We start from the raw sequence: 15,882 nt of genomic DNA, 5'->3' as shown, positions 1-15,882 counted from the left end.
AAGTACAACGCCAATCCCAAAGACATGCCGCTGCAGAATTGGCGGCATGTGTTAACTTGACTCACATTAATCCAAAGACATCAGCTCGGGCCTGGCAATGCCAAAGCCCTGAACAAAATCGACACCCACATCAATCAGCGCATCCAGCAACTCTTCTGTTTCGACGTATTCAGCTACTGTTTTCAGCCCCATGGAATGGGCGAGGTGATTGATGGTACTGACCATGGCAAAACTGGATGAGTCTTGCAGCATGGTACTGACAAAACTGCCATCAATTTTCAGATAATCGACCGGCAGATCTTTCAGGTAGGCAAAAGAAGACAGTCCACTGCCAAAATCATCCAGATAAAAACGGCTGCCTTTTTCCCGCAACCGCTCCATAAACTCAATGGCCGTATCCAGGTGCCTGATGGCCGCCGTCTCGGTGATCTCGAAATGCAGGAGTGAGGCATCAATACCACTGCGTTCGATCGCCGATAATACGTAGGGCACAAACGCCGGATCACTGACGGTCATCCCGGACAGATTGACGGTGTATATACGCGGTGACAGAAAGTTCTCTTCCCGCTCTTTGAGGTGCGTAACGACCTCATCCACTACCCAGCGATCGACATCATCCATCAAGCCATAGCGTTCCGCAGCCGGAATAAAGACTTCCGGACTGATCAGTTCACCGTTTTCCTGTCGCAACCTCAACAGCACTTCGTAGTGATCATCGGAGCCGTCAACCGGCTGAATCTTTTGCTGAAACAGGCAAAACCGATTCTGTGCCAACGCGTGACTGATATTCACAACCCAATTGATTTCACTGCGACGCTGTTCGACCTCCTGATCCTTGTTGTACCAGTGGATACGGTTGCGCCCCAGTTCTTTTGCTGCACAGCTGGCTGCGTTGGCAGTTGCCAGAACCTGAGCCTCGGACTCCGAGGCCTCATCAATCACCACAACACCGATACTGACGGCGACCTTAAAAACCCGGCCGCCCCAATGAAATTGATAATCCTGTATTCCCGACAATACCGAACTGGCCACCCGCTGCGCACCGGCCAGCGTGGTGTTATAGATCAGGGCGCCAAATTCATCACTCCCCAGGCGAGCCAGCATATCCTGACTGCGTAGCTTGCCCGCGATCAGCTCAGCCACCTGACGCAGCAGTTCATCGCCACCCGCGTGGCCACAGGTATCATTGATGACCTTAAACTGATAAATGTCGATATACAGCAGCCCAAAGCTCACCGGCTCGTTACGGGCTCGCTCGACCGCCTGTGAAATCGATACCTCAAACGCCTGTCGATTGAGCTGAGAGGTTAACGTATCGTGCCGCGCCTGCCATTTGACGCGCAATCGGTCACGTTCAGCCTGAGAACTATTGCGAAAGATCAACACACAGCCATCCACTTCCGTCGCGGCATTACGCAAAGGCATGACCTGCAAACTGATCAGGACCGGCTTACGCTCAATCGCATACAGCAACACCTCGGGATAATTGCTATTGGAACCATGCTTGAGCACATCCACAATCGGCGACGGCAACACTCTATGGGTAGCAGAATCGGCAACAACCAGCACCTGCCCAATTGGCAGCCCACGAGCACTCTGATCGGTCAGGTTCAATAATTCTCTGGCCATAGGGTTGATGGTTTCAATCACGCCCTTGGCATCCACTGCAATCACCGCGTCGGCGATGGAGCTCAGTGCAGTTCGAACCAGCGATGTCTGGCGCAGCAGTTGTTCCTGGTAGGACTGCTCGGGATTCACCAGTGACATCAAGCAATGATGACCGCCACTCTCTGCTGAGACGTAATAATTGAGTTTGATCTGCTTGCCTTCATGACGCCGTGCACGCAGATTAAAGCGGTCCCCGGAAGAAACTGATGCCCAGTTGACGTCCTGAGAGAAGAAATAATCCAGTCGCGCGCCTACCAGCTCGGGGGTATCGAACAACAGATGAGCCGCAGGATTCGCGCGCAGAATAATACGGTCTGCACCAATCAGAAAATAGGCGTCGCTCATGCGTCGAAGCAACCCTTCAGCGGCTTCGTCACTGAACAGGGTGCGTGTAGATGGGAGCGCCTCAGCGGTCATTCAAACTTCCGTTGATACAGTTGAATATAAGAATCATGGATGTAACGCAATCACACTGCTCCACCAAACGTGCCAACACAATCCTCGCGGGGGCAGGATTGTGGTAGCACTGCCACAGAGCGGAACACAAGAACTGGTCACTCTATATACAGTGTTTCTCACACCAAAGAATGACTTACGCCCGGAAGTTAAGAGCTTATCGTGTCCTATATTTTGAGCAAGGGTGAAGCCGAGCAGAAATGTGACACACATCACACCAAAAGGAGAATAATACGTCAACCGCCGAGAGCGAAATTGTCACAAAATCTTAACTTCCACGTTAAAAAAACAGTGGCCGACGACCGCCGCCCAACTCGTGGAGGAAAATGGGGGCACTGCAGGGGAATAATGGATGCCCGGCAGAATGGCCGGGCACCGGAATAGAAAAAACGAAAACGAGGCTTTATCCCTGTGCCAACAGCTCACGCAGGTCGATGATCGCAGCATTGGCCCGAGAGATGTAAGACGCCATAACCAGAGAGTGGTTAGCTAGCATCCCAAAACCACCGCCATTCAGAATCATCGGACTGTAGATGGGAGCCTGGGCTCCCTCCAGCTCGCGGATGATCTGCTGCAAACTGACCAGTGCATGCTTGCGCTCAAGAATGTCGGCAAAATCGACCTCAACAGCTCGCAGAAAGTGGAGGAGCGCCCAGGTACTGCCGCGCGCTTCATAGAAGACATCGTCAATTTCGGTCCATGGGGTTTTCACTTCCATTTCACGCGGAGTGGACGTTGACTGACGGGCTGCGACTTCGCCCGCAAGGTCAGTATTCAGACGACGCTGCCCCACGCTGGCACTCAAGCGCTGCGACAAGCTGCCCAACCGGGTTTCCACCGTGCTTAACCAATAACGCAGATTATCAGCGCGGGCAAAAAACTGGGCGTTGTGCTGATCGTCATCCGATAACCGCAGCAGGTAGCTGTGCAGAGACTCAATACCCGCCCGATACTCTGACTCTGAGGCTGGCAACGCCCAACTCCTGTTATCAAAATTGAAACGGGATTCGGCCCGCGCCAGAGAATTGTCTTCCGTGGATTGAGATTGCGAACGACTGAAGGCTTCACGCATGGCCTTGCTCATATCGCGCACCTGGATGAGTACGCCATATTCCCAGTTGGGCATGTTGTCGAGCCACAGTCCTGGCGGCATCACGTCATTGCTCATAAATCCGCCGGGCTTATCCAGCAGCGTTTCTGAAACTCGAATCAGCGCACTGGTGGTCGCCACCCCAATGAACATGGGGCGTCCCTGCGCGTTCATGGCAACGGATTCACGAACCGTAAAATGATCGGGTTCAGAACTCCAGAAAAACCCCATAACGGCGGCTATCAACAAATAGAGCACCAGCACAGTCAGCAGTGTTTTGGTAAACCAGCCTCCCACACCGTCCTCGCGCCAGTCCTGCCACCAATCTCGAATACCCTGTCCAAAATCACCCAACTTTCCCATGGTAAAACCTTACTGTTTCCGTGCATACAATCGCATACGACCTGTAACAGCCAGTACGCTTGATTTTTAACTGCAGGCCTATTTGCAAAAAAACGGCCCTTTCAATCTCGGGCTCTTCTAACGAACAACCCGGGCGCCGGCACTGACCTGTCTGCCGTCTGCAAACACCAGCGTGACCGGATAGAGCTGCCGTGTTTCCGCAACCATCTCAAAGGCCATAATATGATAACCACCTGGCGTAAACTCCAAAGTCTCGCCAGCTGCAACCGGTATGCTCTCTACCGCTCTCATTTTCATCATGCCATTTTCGTGCAGATGCTGGTGCAACTCTGCACGCTCACTGCCCGGCACCTTGACCTCCGTGACCGTCAAGGCCTGCGAAGAGCTGTTGTGCAACGTCAGATACACCACGGCGGTTGTCTGACCCGGCAAAGGCAGCCGAATACGGGCATCTCCAATACTGACAGAGGCCTGTGACAATTCAGAGTGATCATCAACCATCTTGCCTGTGCCGTCTCCAGCGAGGACGGCAACACTTGCCAGCGACGCATAGATCAACAAAAAGGGCACGGGCAACAAAGCTGTGACTCGCATCAGCCATCGCCGGATACCAGCCAACAGCCCCCCCAAGTATAGAAGCTTTGTGAATTTCAGCGACGTTGTTATAGCCATCTTCGTACTCCCTGTTCCATGATTGCTGCAACTGGAATCTTAGTTGAACCGCCCGGTTAATCAGTAACTCCGCAAAACTCCTGATCAGCGTACTCCAAGGCCATTGGTTTTCCCAGATAGTAGCCCTGACCACCATCAATGCCCAGAGATTGCAACACCGACCACTCCGCTTCAGTCTCGACCCCTTCGACCAACAGCTTCACATCACAACTGTGGGCAATCTGAACCAGTGACTGCACAAAAAAGCGGTTGTCAGCATTTAGGTCTATCTCGTTAACAAAACAGCGATCTACCTTTAAGGCAAACAGAGGCAGGCTTTGCAAAAAGGCGAAAGCGGCAACACCGGTACCAAAATGATCGAGCAACAATTGACTACCGAGCTCGTTAACCTTCAACGCCAATGAACGCACTTCCCGCTCGTGAGTGGCCAGGGAATAGCCGGGCAATTCCAGCACCAGCCGCTGGGCAAACGCGCGGTTATTGCGCAAGAACACATCCAGCCAGGGCAAAAAGGTTTCACTGACCAGCGATGATGGCGACAGGTTGACGCACACCTTAGGTCCCCGTGCCTCAGTATACTGTTCAGCCAACATCTTGATCATCAGACAATCAATGCTCTCAGACATTCCGAAGCGCTCAGCCATTGGCAGAAATACCCCGGCCGCCAACAGATCGCCATCCACCGGCAGGCGACAGAATACCTCCCATTGACTGAGGGTTTTGCCATCTCGCTCAAACACCGGCTGAACATGAAACGTAAAACGTTTGTGCTCCAGAGCCTCGCCCAGCAACTCCTGCCACTCGCTGGCAGAACGGGAGTTCTCAGCAGAGTCCACTTGATGCCATTGATAATTTGCCTCCCCCTGACTCTGCGCCGACCGCAATGCCAGATCAGCCTCCACCAGCAGGCTGCCCTGCTCAGTCACACGGGAGGCAAAAGCCACCCCCATATGCAACTGCAATTCTTCGGCTTCACGAAACCAGCTCAATCCATTCAGACGCGAAAACAGCTCTCCGGCGATGGCCTCGCCTTCCTCCAGATCCACCAAGGGAATAAAAGCGCACAGGTCCGTGCCGGTACGACGCCCGAGTATCGCATCCGGATATTGAACCAGCGATTCGGTCAGCGCCTCAGCCAACCCTTTCAAACACTGATCACCGGTTGCGCGCCCCACGCGCAGGTTAAACTCGGACAGACCACTGAGCTGAATCAACACCATTTCACCTGCACTGCCACCGCGCTCGGAACTCAGACGGGATTCAAGATGCGCATCAAATCCGGAGCGATTCAGCAGCTCAGTGACCGGATCAAAATTGGCCTGGCGTCTCAGCTCGCTGGAAAGTTCGACCTGCTCCTGAAACATGGACTGAATTTTCTGCACCATGCGATTCATGGCCAGCACCATGCGGCGCAATTCACGGGTGCGAGGCAGATTACTCTGCACCGGAAATTCGCGACGACAAATCGCTTCGGCCTGAACCTCCACCTGTCGCAGCGGCCGCAGCAGAACCGCGAGCCCCAACCCCGCCAGCAGGTAACAGAACACTGAGGTAAACAGGAACAGCCACAACTGATCTTTGAAAACACGCCACAGATCCAGATACGCCAACCCGGGATGGGACACGACATCCACCGCGCCCAGACGGAACCAACCGGAAATGACTTCCGCATGCCCCACGGGTTCGGACAGATCGATCAGCTGGATAAACCAGTTTGGCACCCCTTCAATCACGATAGGCATTTTGCTCTCAACCAGCATGTCTCCCGAGACGCTGCGATAAGTCACCTGACGGTAATAACCGCGGTCAAACACCACATCCACGAAAGAACGAATCTCGGCTTCGTCTTTGGCTTTGGCTGCGTGGGAAATGGTAAGCCCCAGGGAGGTCGCTGTATCCTGCGCGTGTATCTCCATTTGCTGGGACACATAGTCGCGGGCATTTATAACACTGACAACAAAGTTGCCAGCCATGATACTGGCAATGAGGCAAGTGATAACCAATATAAGTTGTCTGTATAAAGTCACAGTGCGCTTGTCCGTGTTATTGGAAGATTAGGAGTAGCAGTATCAAGGCCATTAAATAGGCGGGTAAACAATAATTCTCGGCGGTGAGCCCACCTTGATATCGCCACGGATACGATAGCCCTCGGCCGCTTTCTTCATTTCTTTATAGAGCCAGCGTCCTTCTGCGTCGTTGCGAGCCACAATCAGCAGTACTTCATCACTGCTTTTGACGCGCTCCGCAATCTCTTTCAGTACCGCCCGTATGGCATCGCCACGCAGATTCAGATCTGACAGGTTGAGCTCATACTGACTTTCCGGGCCCGACTCCGGGGTTCCCAACTTACTGGAAACGGGCCTCCCGGAAGACACTTTAGCCGGTGCAACCGGGTTCAGGCGTTCAGCTTCCGACAATTGTTGCTCAAACTCCCGCAGCAACGGATTGTCTGCATCGATCAAACCGGCACGCCGGGCATAGGCTTTTGCATTTCCGAGACGGCTGTGTCTCAGGGCCTCACGGCCCATTTGTACATAGCGCACCAGAATTTGCTGCAGCCCCGAGATTGCCTGTGCATTGCCCGGCTGAAGTTTGAGCACGGCCTGATAGCGGTCATAGGCGTTGTCGTCCTCGGGAAACATCAGCCGATCGCCATACATGGCCCGCTCCGCTTGCCTCAACATCAAACTGACCTGCTGCTCCAGTGTCGGCGGCTTTGGTTTGGCCGGCACCGGTGATTGCGGCACCTTAACTTCGGAGGCGGGTTCCGGTTGCTGACTCATACAGCCACTCAATATTGCCCCACATACCATCAGCAGGCCAACCACCAAAGACCTGCTCCCCAAGCCGGACGTGCATTTCATACAACTTAAGCCTTCTCAATCTGCAACCACTCAACACTGCGGAAACTCTGCCTGATAAACAGAGTCAAAGCAACGCTGCAGGTCACGACCCGCCAAATGCCACCAGCCATCGGGCTGTAATCATGGCATACTAAGGCCCGTTGATGACAAACGAAACCACTTGATCACTGCTGGACGTTCTTCTCTATGCTTTCGAGCCGACTCCCTCTGCTTTCCTGCCTGCTACTGCTGAGTACACTGACGGTGTTCTCAGTACCCGGCCAGGCTAACGATCCCTTTAAAACAGCCAACGCGGATCTCACTGGCAACAGCACACTCTCGGGTAAGGTTGACCTACTGGAAAATTCAAGCCCATCAGTCACAACCCCTGATAACAACCTGCTCACCAGCGACCCCGGCAAGGTCAGCTTTCTGCCAGTCACTGAGGCTTACCAGCTGAGCGCCTCCATTGTCGATGGCTCCCTGCTTGCCAATGCACCGGCCGACAAGATGCTATCGCTGCACTGGGACATTGCGCCGAGATATTATTTGTATCAGCACCAACTCAAAGTCGTTATTGACGGTGATAGCCTGCCGCTGGAGCTACCGGAAGGCATCGAAAAATACGACGATTACTTTGAAAAAGAGCTGACGGTTTACTACAGCTCACTCGATCTTTTAATCCCGCTGCCAGAGAACGCCGACCCAATCCGACAGCTAACGGTTCACTCTCAAGGGTGTGCCGACGCAGGACTGTGTTATCCCCCTCTGCAGCAACAAGTACAAATCCAGAACAATATCGCGAAAGTCCTGACAGCACCTGGCCCCAACAACTCACTGACAGGCATATCAACAGGGTCGAGCAGTGCGGCATCGACAGGATTCTGGCTCGCCCTGTTCGGCGCACTGGCCGGCGGCATATTGCTGAACCTGATGCCCTGCGTCTTCCCGGTGCTGTCCCTGAAAGCTCTCAGTCTGGCGCGGAGCCAGGAGAATCCCCACCAGCAGCATCTGCACGGCTGGGCTTATACTCTGGGCGTCATAGCGACCTTTGTGGCCATTGCCACCATCATGCTGCTGCTTCGTCAGGCAGGACAGGCCATAGGCTGGGGCTTTCAGCTGCAATCACCGCTGGTCGTAGCGCTGTTGGCCTACCTGTTTTTTATTATGGGACTGGGGCTGTCGGGCTTTATCCAACTGGGAGGCAAACTCAGTGGCAGCGGGCAATCCCTCACTGAAGGCCACAGCTATCGCGCCTCATTCTTTACCGGGGCACTGGCATCTGTTGTCGCAAGCCCCTGCACAGCACCGTTCATGGGCGGCGCCCTGGGTTTTGCGGTTACTCAACCGGCTCCACTGGCACTGACCGTGTTTGCCGCACTGGGCTTTGGCATGGCGCTGCCTTTCTTATTACTGACCTACTTCCCTTCCCTGTCCAGACGACTGCCCAAACCCGGCCAGTGGATGGAAACCCTGAAACAACTGCTGGCCTTCCCTCTATTCCTGACTGCGCTCTGGCTGTTGTGGGTAGTTGGACGTCAGACCGGCAGCGACGCTGTTGTGGCCCTTTCGGCGGGCGCTCTGGGACTGAGCTTTGCAGCATGGCTATGGCAGCATCAGCCCTCCCGTATCAGCCAGAAAATGCTGGCGGTGGTCGTCCTGCTCGCCTCGTTACTGCCACTCAACAACCTCAACCCTCAGGATTCTCCGGCCAACGGCTCTTCAGAGGCAGCCTTAGCCAATCAGTGGCAACCCTACTCCCAGAAACGACTGGACCAACTGCTGGCCAATGGAACTCCCACGTTCGTCAATTTGACGGCAGACTGGTGCATCACCTGTCTGGCTAACGAAAAGGTGGCCCTGGACACGGAAACATCGATCAACGCCTTCGAACAGGCGGGCATCGTGAAACTGAAAGGGGACTGGACCCACTACAACCCCGAGATCACCCATCTACTGTCTCAATTTGGCCGCAATGGCGTCCCCCTCTACCTTTTGTACTCAGGCAGAGAGAATGACCCACCGGTCATTTTGCCGCAAATTTTGCGCGAACGGACTATCACAAACGCCATCAAGTCGCTTAAAATCTCAAATTAGCCGCCAACTGACGCTATTTCCTTAAAAATAGCGTCATATTCACGAAAGTTCCCAGATCGATACGAGAAAAGGTGGCGATAAGCTCTGAAAATCGCTGAACCGGCCACCTCCCACACTCTAAAACAAGCGTATTAATGCAGAAATTTCGTCAATCTTGATGCTAAAATCTGTTAATTTCACATTTTCCAGTTATCGGCTAGACTCTCTGTAAAATTTGCGGCACACTTTGCCCATGTAACAGGTAAAACGGTCTGTTAATTATAAGATCAGCACCAAATCACGCATTTTTGACGGGAATCCACGCTTTATGGCGACCATTTTGGTTCTGCACGGCCCGAATTTGAATTTACTTGGCACTCGGGAACCTGAAATTTACGGCGCAACCACTCTGGATGATATCAACCAGAGCCTGACCACCCGTTGCCAGGCCAACGGCCACCAGCTGCTGACACTGCAGAGTAACGCCGAACACGTTCTGATCGAGCGGGTACACGCCGCCAAAGCAGAAGGCGTCGACTTCATTTTGATCAATCCAGCAGCGTTTACACACACCAGCATTGCCTTGCGCGACGCTCTGGCCGGAGTTGCAATCCCGTTTATCGAATTACACCTGTCCAATGTGCACAGTCGCGAAAGTTTCAGACATCACTCGTATTTGTCTGATATTGCCCTGGGCGTAATCTGCGGCTTTGGCGCCCAAAGCTACGAACTGGCTTTGAGTGCCGCATTGGAAAAACTGTCATAGCTCGATGGCTGTGACCAAGAAACATACAGAACAACCCACAATACAATTCACTGACTTAACCACTGCCCTGAAGTCGCAATGCGACATCAGCTAAACGACAGGAAATCACTTATGGACATTCGTAAAATCAAAAAACTGATCGAACTGCTGGAAGAGTCCGATATCGGCGAGCTGGAAATCAAAGAGGGTGAAGAGTCTGTGCGCATCAGTCGCAACGGCCCCACCACCTACGCCGCCCCTCAAATGATGGCAGCTCCCGCACCGGCAGCTCCGGCTCCAGCCGCGGCTCCCGCAGCTGCACCGGCAGAAGAGAAGAAAGATACTTTCAGCGGTCACGTTGTGAAATCGCCAATGGTGGGCACCTATTACGCAGCGCCAAGCCCGGGCTCTCCAGCCTTTATCCAAGTTGGCCAGCACGTAAAACAAGGCGACGTCATCTGCATTGTTGAAGCCATGAAGATGATGAACCAAATCGAAGCCGACAAAGCCGGCGTTATCGAAGCCATTCTGGTAGAAGACGGCGATGCCGTAGAATTTGACCAGCCTCTGGTAACTATTGTTTAAGTTTTAATGCATACACCCCTTCTAAGGATGCATACACAGAGGAACTGGGCATGTTTGAAAGAATACTGATCGCAAACCGTGGCGAAATTGCGCTACGCATTTTGCGCGCCTGTAAAGAAATGGGCATCAAAACCGTCGCCGTGCACTCGCAGATCGATCGCGACCTGAAGCATGTGCGTCTGGCCGACGAATCCGTGTGCATTGGCCCGAATTCGTCAACCGAAAGCTACCTGAACATTCCGCGCATCATCAGCGCCATGGAAATTACCGACTCGGTTGCCGTGCATCCAGGTTACGGTTTTCTGGCAGAAAACGCTGATTTTGCCGAACAGGTACAGAAAAGCGGCTTCACCTTTATCGGTCCCGACCCGGATGTCATCCGCTTGATGGGCGATAAGGTTTCCGCCATTAAAGCCATGAAAGAAGCCGGTGTACCAACGGTTCCAGGCTCCAACGGGCCACTGCCGGACGACGCCGAAGTCTGCCTGAAGCACGGCCGCGAGATTGGCTACCCCGTCATCATCAAAGCTGCCGCTGGCGGTGGTGGTCGCGGCATGCGCGTGGTGCACACTGAATCTGCTTTGCTGAACTCCATTCGTGTCACCAAAGCAGAGGCTCTGGCAGGCTTTGGTGATGACACCGTTTATATGGAAAAATACCTGCAGAACCCTCGCCACGTCGAAGTTCAGGTACTGTCCGACGGACAGGGCAATGCCGTTCACTTTGGTGATCGCGACTGTTCCCTGCAACGCCGCCACCAAAAGGTTCTGGAAGAAGCCCCGGCACCCGGCATCGACCCCGCAGCCCGGGCCAAGGTGTACGAATCCTGCGTCAATGCCTGTATCAAAATTGGCTATCGTGGCGCCGGTACGTTTGAGTTTCTCTACGAAGACGGCAACTTCTACTTCATTGAGATGAACACCCGTATTCAGGTAGAGCACCCGGTTACAGAAATGGTTACCGGTTTTGATCTGATCAAAGAACAAATCCGCGTCTGTTCCGGCGAAAAGCTGTCGGTTACACAGGACGACATTACCATCAAAGGCCACGCCTTCGAGTGTCGCATCAATGCGGAAGACCCAAAAACCTTTATGCCGTGTCCCGGAACTGTGAATCAATTTCACACTCCCGGCGGACTGGGCGTGCGGGTCGATTCCCACCTGTACAGCGGCTATACCGTTCCACCAACCTACGACTCCATGATCGCCAAAGTCATCACCTACGGTGACAGTCGCGACGAAGCTCTGGCTCGTATGCGCCACGCGCTGGACGAACTGGTGGTCGATGGTATCCGCACCAATATTCCGCTGCAAAAGGATCTGGTTCGGGACGCGGGCTTTGCCAAGGGTGGTGTCAACATTCACTACCTGGAGAAAAAGCTGGGGCTGTAACCCAAGCTTTCCTCCCTGCCAAAAACCGCGGATGCCTGATAGCTCCGCGGTTTTTTTATCACAAAAAACTACCACTTCAATAGCATTGTGATTTTGTGGCAACTTGCTAAGATCCTGGCTCAACACCCATCCTGCGCGAGGACGACCTCGCCACACCATCCACCGATGGCTGGATACTCATCCGGGGACGACCCCATCATCTGATTTCACAGATAGGAGACGTCATCATGGCCTGGATTATCTTGTTACTTGCCGGATTACTCGAAATTGCCTGGGCTATTGGCCTGAAATACACCGAAGGCTTTACGCGCCTATGGCCGTCTATTTGGACCATTGGCGCTCTGACAGCCAGCTTCTTACTGCTTGGTCTGGCGATGAAAACCTTACCGGTGGGCACAGCTTACAGCGTGTGGGTAGGTATTGGTGCGGCAGGCACAGTGATACTGGGCATCTGGCTGTTTAACGAACCCGCAGATGCCTTACGAATCGTCAGCGTAGGCTTTATTCTTGCCGGCGTCATTGGCTTAAAGCTGGCAACCTGAAACTGCTCCAATTCAGCCGACAAGTGCGACTGAATCGTTATGGAAACGGTTACTCTTCGCTACCGTCACGATCTTCCAGCAAGTGGCCCAGTTTGCCCTTTTTGGTCTCAAGGTATTTGATGTTGTGAGGGTTGCGGCCGCTTTCGTGCGCGACTCGCTCAACCACATTGATGCCCAGCTCCTGCAAGGCTTTCACCTTGCGGGGGTTATTGGTCATCAGGCGAATTTCCGCGATATTCATATGCTCAAGCATGGGTTTGAGGATGGAATAATCGCGCATATCGGCACCGAAGCCCAACTGCTCATTGGCCTCGACAGTATCTGCACCTTTATCCTGCAGGTGGTACGCCTTGATCTTGTTCATCAAACCAATGCCACGCCCTTCCTGGCGCAGGTAAAAAATAACACCTCGACCTTCCATGGCAATGCGATGCATCGCTGCCTGCAATTGTGCACCGCAGTCGCAACGCAAACTGAACAGGGCATCACCGGTCAAACACTCTGAATGGATTCGGGCCAGCACCGGCTCCGAATCATCAATTTGACCCATACTTAACACTACGTGCTCTTTACCGGTTTCGGTATCTTCAAAACCGTGCATATCAAAAATACCCATGGACGTGGGCAATTTGGAAGACTCTATGTAACGGACGGCCACAACTACAACCTCTTACTGTCGCGCCTGGGCAGGATCGTCTTATCGACAAATCAAGACAAACAACCTCGACCAACTGCTGCGCGTTTAATACTGACTCTGAAAAACCAGTACACCATTTTCTGTAAACATTTTGACGCGATTGAGATAACTGTTTCCCAGCAGGATCTGCTCCGGGAAGTTACTCATACTGACAATCGCCTCAACATTTTCTACCGACACTGTGCCTACGGTCACACGGGACAACATCACTTTGTAAGCGTTGGCATAGCCATTGGCGGTACTGATCGAAATCAGTTCGCCATTGCGATAATCGATCCCCAAAGCCTTCGCCTGAGGCAAACTCATTGCCACCGAAGTGGCTCCGGTATCGACCATCACAGATACCGGCAGGTTATTGATCCGGGCCGGCGTCATGTAATGACCACCTCGCCCCGGCTGCAGGCGAACCTCACGGGTCTGAGCCGGTTGAAAACTGGAAGCAATATGCTTTGACATACCCAGTGAGTATTGCTTGCCATCAACACTTACAACGGCCTTTCTACTGTCTGCCGAGATCAGGGTGACGCCCTGATAGGTTCTGCCCGCTTTTAACAGCTTGTTTTCGCCATTGATCACCAGTAGCGCACTGCCGGCAAACAGCCCTTTAACTTCCACATTCGCGGCCGTTGTAGCGGAACACACCAGCATCACGCAGACACACAGCAGCCACCGCAGAGACATTACAGCCACCACCAGTAGCAGAGATTCATGCAGGCCAATGCCATTACACCGGCCAGCACATCATCAATCATAATGCCAAAGCCACCATGGACATGAGTATCGAGCCAGCGGATGGGCCAGGGCTTCAGAACATCAAAAATCCGGAAAAACACAAACCCCAACAACATCCACAACCAGCCGGCGGGAGCAGCGATCATGGTTATCCAGTAACCGACAAATTCGTCCCAAACAATACCCGGATGATCGTGCACCCCCATATCTTTCGAGGTTTTGTCACACAGATATACCCCAACGATAAATGTCACCACCATCGCCAGCAGATACCAGCCCAAAGGCAGCATGGCCAGCAACAGATACAAAGGTATGGCCGCGACAGTACCCGCTGTTCCGGGTGCCTTGGGAGACAGTCCAGAGCCAAAGCCAAACGCCAGCCAGTGGACCGGTTTCGCGATCAAGCCAGAGAAAGTCGGACGACTGCTTACTTGGGCTTCCACATTAAGCTCCTACGCTCTGTTCATCCGGATTGAAGTGCTGAAAACCATTGCCACTTGGCACTACCCGCTCTCCCTTGTACCAGCAGGCAACACCTTTATCTCCGGTGATCTCGCCAATGGCATAGGCCTCAAGCCTGCCGCTTTCGATAAACCCTTCCAACTGATCGACCTTTTCAGGCGACACGGTAAAACACAGCTGATAATCATCACCGCCACTAAGAGCCCACTCCAACCCTTGCTCGAAGGACACCAGTTTTGCCACCGACTCCGACAGCGGAATTTTTTCCAGATGGATATTGGCACCAACCACACTCTTCTCACAGATATGTCCGAGGTCGGCAATCAGACCATCGGAAATATCAATGGCGGCATTCGCAACACCCACCAGAGCCCTGCCCGCTTTCACCTGAGGTTGGGGGCGGTAATATCGCCCCATCAAATAGTTGAAAGCAGAGGTGTCCACACCCAGCTCTTGCTTGATCACAGCCAGGGCTGCCGCCCCATCACCGAGCGCACCCGTGACATACACCTGATCTCCGACTGAAGCATTGCCGCGCAACAGAGACATGCCCGGAGTGACGGCGCCATGTACCTGGATCGTCATGCTCAGGTTACCGCGAGTGGTATCACCACCCACCAAAGCCACATCAAATTCTCTCGCCACCCGAAACAACCCCTGAGAAAAGGCTTTCACCCACTGGGCATCGGCTTTGGGCAAGGTCAATCCCAAGGTAAACCACAAGGGTTCTGCGCCCATGGCGGCCAGATCACTTAAATTGACCCGCAGCGCACGCTCGGCAATCAATTCCGGGTCAGCATTCTTGGGGAAGTGCACATCGCCAACCAGAGTATCCATGGAAACGGCCAACTGCTGTCCCGCTGGAACTTCCAACAGAGCGCAGTCATCACCAATACCCATGGCAACGCCCACCCCTCCGGACTCCTGCCGGAAGTAGGCGTCGATCAGTTCAAACTCTCCCAGAGACATGGCCTTCCCTTGTCTGGCTTTTGTGTTGTGTAATTAGCGGGAACAGACGGTTGGATCAAGCCCACCCGCGTCGCTTAACGCGACGCCTTCACTTCAACCGCTCTGTACTTGGCTGCCACCTTATCCAGTACACCGTTGATAAATTTGTGACTGTCAGTAGCGCCGAATTTTTTTGCCAGCGAGACAGCTTCGTTAATGACCACTTTGTAGGGCACATCAATACGAGCTACCAATTCATAGGTGGACATTCGCAACAGTGCCTGAGTGATAGGATCCAACTCACTCTGCTCACGCTCTTTGAGATACACCTTGTAAGCCTCATCCAACTCGGTCAGACGCTGGGGAACTCCGTGAAGGATTTCACGGAAGTAGGCGATGTCCACTTTGCTCATGTCGTTATCAGTGTGAAATTCGGCTTCAATCACATTGATTGCAGCTGAGGTCATGCTCCACTGATAAAGCGCCTGCATGGCGTAGTGTCGTGCTTTGCGGCGAGCCGCTGGAGAAACTGTCATTCCGGTGTTTGCTCGTATTGTCTTTCAAAAATAAGAGTCACAGCCATTCAGGCTGTGACCATGTCAATGCTCCCGC

The 15,882-nt window shown here is 53.3% G+C and carries 15 protein-coding genes; 5 read left to right on the top strand and 10 right to left on the bottom strand.

Going from position 1 to position 15,882, the window contains the following annotated elements; genetic code table 11:
* Nucleotides 1-66: 66 nt before the first annotated feature.
* The 5 genes from KOI40_RS06445 to KOI40_RS06425 all read right to left on the bottom strand — a co-directional run bounded on the left by KOI40_RS06445 (nucleotide 67) and on the right by KOI40_RS06425 (nucleotide 7,032).
* Nucleotides 67-2,085, bottom strand: a complete 2,019-nt coding sequence (locus KOI40_RS06445; protein WP_216096617.1) for an EAL domain-containing protein — start codon at nucleotides 2,083-2,085, stop codon at nucleotides 67-69.
* A 442-nt stretch (nucleotides 2,086-2,527) separates the two neighbouring features.
* Entirely contained in the window at nucleotides 2,528-3,577 is a 1,050-nt protein-coding gene (locus KOI40_RS06440) for a DUF2333 family protein (RefSeq protein ID WP_216096616.1), read from the bottom strand.
* Between the two features lie 117 nt (nucleotides 3,578-3,694).
* The gene (locus KOI40_RS06435) at nucleotides 3,695-4,249 is read right to left on the bottom strand and encodes a copper chaperone PCu(A)C (RefSeq protein ID WP_216096615.1); all 555 of its coding nucleotides are present in this window, start codon (nucleotides 4,247-4,249) and stop codon (nucleotides 3,695-3,697) included.
* 56 nt (nucleotides 4,250-4,305) lie between these two features.
* Complete coding sequence (locus KOI40_RS06430) at nucleotides 4,306-6,276, bottom strand: bifunctional diguanylate cyclase/phosphodiesterase (protein ID WP_216096614.1); 1,971 nt, start codon at nucleotides 6,274-6,276, stop codon at nucleotides 4,306-4,308.
* A gap of 51 nt (nucleotides 6,277-6,327) precedes the next feature.
* Entirely contained in the window at nucleotides 6,328-7,032 is a 705-nt protein-coding gene (locus KOI40_RS06425; RefSeq protein ID WP_216096613.1) for a hypothetical protein, read from the bottom strand.
* Nucleotides 7,033-7,299: 267 nt separating this feature from the next.
* Between KOI40_RS06425 and KOI40_RS06420 the strand changes: the two genes are divergently transcribed.
* The 5 genes from KOI40_RS06420 to sugE all read left to right on the top strand — a co-directional run bounded on the left by KOI40_RS06420 (nucleotide 7,300) and on the right by sugE (nucleotide 12,431).
* Nucleotides 7,300-9,189 carry a protein-disulfide reductase DsbD family protein gene (locus KOI40_RS06420; RefSeq protein ID WP_216096612.1) on the top strand — a complete coding sequence of 630 codons (1,890 nt, stop codon included), beginning with the start codon at nucleotides 7,300-7,302 and terminating at the stop codon, nucleotides 9,187-9,189.
* Between the two features lie 307 nt (nucleotides 9,190-9,496).
* On the top strand, nucleotides 9,497-9,934 hold the full coding sequence (aroQ, locus tag KOI40_RS06415) for a type II 3-dehydroquinate dehydratase (protein ID WP_216096611.1): 438 nt from the start codon (nucleotides 9,497-9,499) through the stop codon (nucleotides 9,932-9,934).
* A gap of 111 nt (nucleotides 9,935-10,045) precedes the next feature.
* A complete protein-coding gene (gene accB, locus KOI40_RS06410; protein ID WP_216096610.1) occupies nucleotides 10,046-10,498 on the top strand; it encodes an acetyl-CoA carboxylase biotin carboxyl carrier protein in 453 nt (150 codons plus the stop codon).
* Nucleotides 10,499-10,548: 50 nt separating this feature from the next.
* On the top strand, nucleotides 10,549-11,889 hold the full coding sequence (accC, locus tag KOI40_RS06405) for an acetyl-CoA carboxylase biotin carboxylase subunit (protein WP_216096609.1): 1,341 nt from the start codon (nucleotides 10,549-10,551) through the stop codon (nucleotides 11,887-11,889).
* Nucleotides 11,890-12,116: 227 nt separating this feature from the next.
* The gene (gene sugE, locus KOI40_RS06400) at nucleotides 12,117-12,431 is read left to right on the top strand and encodes a quaternary ammonium compound efflux SMR transporter SugE (RefSeq protein WP_216096608.1); all 315 of its coding nucleotides are present in this window, start codon (nucleotides 12,117-12,119) and stop codon (nucleotides 12,429-12,431) included.
* A gap of 49 nt (nucleotides 12,432-12,480) precedes the next feature.
* On the opposite strand, the gene ribA is transcribed toward sugE, so the two are convergent.
* The 5 genes from ribA to nusB all read right to left on the bottom strand — a co-directional run bounded on the left by ribA (nucleotide 12,481) and on the right by nusB (nucleotide 15,806).
* Nucleotides 12,481-13,089 (bottom strand): GTP cyclohydrolase II, encoded by a 609-nt coding sequence (gene ribA, locus KOI40_RS06395; protein WP_216096607.1) that lies wholly within the window; start codon nucleotides 13,087-13,089, stop codon nucleotides 12,481-12,483.
* A gap of 84 nt (nucleotides 13,090-13,173) precedes the next feature.
* The gene (locus KOI40_RS06390) at nucleotides 13,174-13,809 is read right to left on the bottom strand and encodes a retropepsin-like aspartic protease family protein (protein ID WP_216096606.1); all 636 of its coding nucleotides are present in this window, start codon (nucleotides 13,807-13,809) and stop codon (nucleotides 13,174-13,176) included.
* Nucleotides 13,809-14,303 (bottom strand): phosphatidylglycerophosphatase A family protein, encoded by a 495-nt coding sequence (locus KOI40_RS06385; protein WP_216096605.1) that lies wholly within the window; start codon nucleotides 14,301-14,303, stop codon nucleotides 13,809-13,811. The genes KOI40_RS06390 and KOI40_RS06385 overlap by 1 nt, the downstream gene beginning before the upstream one ends.
* A gap of 1 nt (nucleotide 14,304) precedes the next feature.
* On the bottom strand, nucleotides 14,305-15,291 hold the full coding sequence (gene thiL / locus KOI40_RS06380) for a thiamine-phosphate kinase (protein WP_216096604.1): 987 nt from the start codon (nucleotides 15,289-15,291) through the stop codon (nucleotides 14,305-14,307).
* Between the two features lie 74 nt (nucleotides 15,292-15,365).
* Nucleotides 15,366-15,806, bottom strand: coding sequence for a transcription antitermination factor NusB (nusB, locus tag KOI40_RS06375; RefSeq protein ID WP_216096603.1), 441 nt, complete (start codon nucleotides 15,804-15,806; stop codon nucleotides 15,366-15,368).
* Between the last annotated feature and the right edge of the window lie 76 nt (nucleotides 15,807-15,882).

This window comes from Pseudomaricurvus albidus, from assembly GCF_018863235.1.
In the GTDB taxonomy this organism is placed as follows: Bacteria; Pseudomonadota; Gammaproteobacteria; order Pseudomonadales; family Cellvibrionaceae; genus Pseudomaricurvus; species Pseudomaricurvus albidus.
This window is presented reverse-complemented; position numbering and strand designations above follow the sequence as displayed.

What these genes read in the sequence shown, in the direction of transcription:
- KOI40_RS06445 (WP_216096617.1), bottom strand. Translation starts at nt 2,085, where the DNA reads ATGACCGCTGAGGCGCTCCCATCTACACGCACCCTGTTCAGTGACGAA.
- KOI40_RS06440 (WP_216096616.1), bottom strand. Translation starts at nt 3,577, where the DNA reads ATGGGAAAGTTGGGTGATTTTGGACAGGGTATTCGAGATTGGTGGCAG.
- KOI40_RS06435 (WP_216096615.1), bottom strand. Translation starts at nt 4,249, where the DNA reads ATGGCTATAACAACGTCGCTGAAATTCACAAAGCTTCTATACTTGGGG.
- KOI40_RS06425 (WP_216096613.1), bottom strand. Translation starts at nt 7,032, where the DNA reads ATGAGTCAGCAACCGGAACCCGCCTCCGAAGTTAAGGTGCCGCAATCA.
- KOI40_RS06420 (WP_216096612.1), top strand. Translation starts at nt 7,300, where the DNA reads ATGCTTTCGAGCCGACTCCCTCTGCTTTCCTGCCTGCTACTGCTGAGT.
- aroQ (WP_216096611.1), top strand. Translation starts at nt 9,497, where the DNA reads ATGGCGACCATTTTGGTTCTGCACGGCCCGAATTTGAATTTACTTGGC.
- accB (WP_216096610.1), top strand. Translation starts at nt 10,046, where the DNA reads ATGGACATTCGTAAAATCAAAAAACTGATCGAACTGCTGGAAGAGTCC.
- accC (WP_216096609.1), top strand. Translation starts at nt 10,549, where the DNA reads ATGTTTGAAAGAATACTGATCGCAAACCGTGGCGAAATTGCGCTACGC.
- sugE (WP_216096608.1), top strand. Translation starts at nt 12,117, where the DNA reads ATGGCCTGGATTATCTTGTTACTTGCCGGATTACTCGAAATTGCCTGG.
- KOI40_RS06390 (WP_216096606.1), bottom strand. Translation starts at nt 13,809, where the DNA reads ATGTCTCTGCGGTGGCTGCTGTGTGTCTGCGTGATGCTGGTGTGTTCC.
- thiL (WP_216096604.1), bottom strand. Translation starts at nt 15,291, where the DNA reads ATGTCTCTGGGAGAGTTTGAACTGATCGACGCCTACTTCCGGCAGGAG.
- nusB (WP_216096603.1), bottom strand. Translation starts at nt 15,806, where the DNA reads ATGACAGTTTCTCCAGCGGCTCGCCGCAAAGCACGACACTACGCCATG.